General features: G+C 37.9%; 3 protein-coding genes. 1 reads left to right on the top strand and 2 read right to left on the bottom strand.

All coding sequences use genetic code 11. The features are described from left to right. Nucleotides 1–401, top strand: a 401-nt coding sequence (locus AC1DG9_RS25895; RefSeq protein WP_477635549.1) for an OmpA family protein, incomplete at its 5' end; no start/stop codon positions are given. 13 nt (nucleotides 402–414) lie between these two features. On the opposite strand, the gene kdsA is transcribed toward AC1DG9_RS25895, so the two are convergent. Both kdsA and AC1DG9_RS25885 read right to left on the bottom strand, forming a co-directional pair. Further along, complete coding sequence (gene kdsA, locus AC1DG9_RS25890; RefSeq protein WP_288883327.1) at nucleotides 415–1230, bottom strand: 3-deoxy-8-phosphooctulonate synthase; 816 nt, start codon at nucleotides 1228–1230, stop codon at nucleotides 415–417. Nucleotides 1231–1245: 15 nt separating this feature from the next. Further along, nucleotides 1246–2663, bottom strand: a 1418-nt coding sequence (locus AC1DG9_RS25885) for an HRDC domain-containing protein (RefSeq protein WP_477635548.1), incomplete at its 5' end; no start/stop codon positions are given.

Here is a 2663-nt window from a genome sequence, read left to right as displayed (position 1 = left end):
GTTCCTATACTAACAAACCCTTTCTGCTGAAGATTTTGCTGGAAAAACTAAAGGTAGGTACCAATGTAATATTGAAAAACATATTCTTTAACACCAACCAGTATAGTTTGCTACCCGCATCAGTTACCGAATTAACTACACTTGTAGATCTTTTAAATAACAATGCCAATATTAGCATTGAAATACAGGGACATACTGATGATGTTGGAAATGTAAAGGACAACGAAAAACTCTCTATGCAGCGTGCCAAAGCGGTTTATGATTACCTTTTAGAACATAAAATAGCGGCTGAGCGCTTAACTTACAAAGGGTACGGTGAATCGAAACCTATTACATCCAATAGCACTGAAGAAAATAGAAAGCTGAACAGGAGGACTTCTTTTGTTATCAGTAAGCTTTAACAGAAAAAAGCGATTAAATAATCGCTTTTCTTACTCTAATTAGTTTAACCAAAAGGTCTTCGAGCAAATCGAGATGCAGCATATTAGCACCATCTGATTTTGCATTTGCCGGATCAGGATGTGTTTCAATAAACAAACCATCAGCTCCCACCGCAATTGCAGCTTTAGCAATTGTTTCTATTAATGCCGGTTTACCTCCGGTTACACCACTGCTTTGATTTGGCTGCTGTAATGAATGCGTACAGTCCATAACAACAGGTACTCCAAAAGATTGCATTTCGGGCAAACCACGGTAATCTACAATAAGGTCCTGGTAGCCAAAAGTATTGCCTCTATCTGTAAGGATCACTTTATTATTTCCCGCCTCTACTATTTTTTCTACAGCAAATTTCATTGATCCGGCGGATAGAAACTGTCCTTTTTTAACGTTTACAACCTTATTTGTTTTGGCAGCTGCGATTAACAAGTCGGTTTGTCTGCATAAAAAAGCTGGAATCTGCAACACATCAACGTAAGCAGCAGCCATAGCTGCCTCATCATTTTCATGAATATCCGTTACCGTTGGTACACCAAAGGTTTTACTTACTTTCTCTAATATTTTAAGTGCTTTTTCATCACCAATTCCAGTAAAAGAATCACCTTTAGAGCGGTTAGCTTTGCGGTATGAACCCTTAAAAATATATGGTATTTGTAGTTTATCCGTTATTGCAACTATCTTTTCGGCTATACGCATGGCTATTTCTTCGCCTTCTATGGCACAAGGCCCTGCCATTAAAAAGAAATTACCTGATTCCTGATTTTTGAAATTATCTAAAGGGAAATTGATCATTGTTGTTTTTTATTGTTAGTTACCTAGTTCTGACATGAATTTAATACGCATCAGCTGTATTTCTTCACGAGAATAATCTGATTCTCCAAGTTCTCTTAATGCTTCATCAATTGAATCATTTTCTGCTGATTGGAAATAATCAAATACTTCATCCTGGCGGTCTTCATCTATCACTTCATCTACAAAGTAGCTAAGATTTAGCTTGGTGCCAGAGTTTACAATTGCTTCTACTTCTTTTAGAATATCATCGTATGTGATACCCTTCGATTTTGCAATATCTTCAAGGCCAATTTTTCTGTCTATATTCTGAATAATCGATACTTTAAGCTGTGATTTATTGGCCTGTGTTTTAATAATCAGATCAATAGGACGCTCGATATCATTATCCTCTACATATTTTTTGATAAGCTCAAGAAAAGATCCTCCAAATTTAAGCGCTTTTCCATGACCAACTCCCGAGATTTGCTTTAGCTCGTCCATCGAAATTGGGTAATGTGTGCACATCTCTTCAAGAGACGGATCTTGAAACACTACAAAAGGAGGTACATTCTTTTGTTTAGCTATTTTCTTTCTCAGATCTTTCAGCAACTGCAGTAACTGAGCATCTACCGCTCCGCTGCCATGCTTAACATCATCTTCGTCATCATCAGCTGCACTTTCAATTGGCTCATTTAGGACAAACTTAAGTGCATATGGATTTTCAATAAAGCTTAATCCGCCGTTGGTTAACCCAAGTAAACCGTAATTGTCTATGTCTTTAGATAAGAAATTATTTAATACCGCTTGCCTGATAAGTGATTTCCAATGATTCTCTCCCTCAACAACTCCTAAACCAAATTCAGGAAGCTTACTGTGTTCATAAGCAATTGTCTGAGCAGTTTCATTACCTAAAATAACGCTTAGGATGTGGGCATCATCAAACTTCTCTCCTATTTTTTTAATCAGCTTTAACAGAACCATCAAAGATTCTTCTGCTTCGAATAGTTTTTTCGGTTTCTTACAGTTATCACACATGCAATTACAACCGGTCTCATTAAAGTTCTCTCCAAAGTAATGAAGGATCTGCTTTCTTCGGCATACGCCGGATTCAGCATAATCAATAACCTCCTTTAATATCTGAGTACCTATTTCGCGTTCAGATACCGGTTTATCTTTCATAAACTTGGCCAGCTTGTCTACATCCTTTTGAGCGTAGAAAGCAATACAAATTCCCTCTCCTCCATCGCGTCCGGCCCTCCCAGTCTCCTGGTAATAACCTTCCATACTTTTAGGGATATCATGGTGAATTACAAAACGCACATCCGGTTTATCGATTCCCATACCAAAGGCGATAGTGGCTACAATAACCTCTACATCCTCCATAAGGAATCTATCCTGAGTATCGGCTCTAACCTTTGGTTCTAAGCCTGCATGATATGGTAGGGCTTTAATGC

The organism is Pedobacter sp. 05L430 (assembly GCF_056397585.1).
The sequence above is the reverse complement of the archived record's forward strand: the minus strand, read 5'-3'. Positions and strand labels throughout refer to the sequence as shown.

What these genes read in the sequence shown, in the direction of transcription:
- kdsA (WP_288883327.1), bottom strand. Translation starts at nt 1,230, where the DNA reads ATGATCAATTTCCCTTTAGATAATTTCAAAAATCAGGAATCAGGTAAT.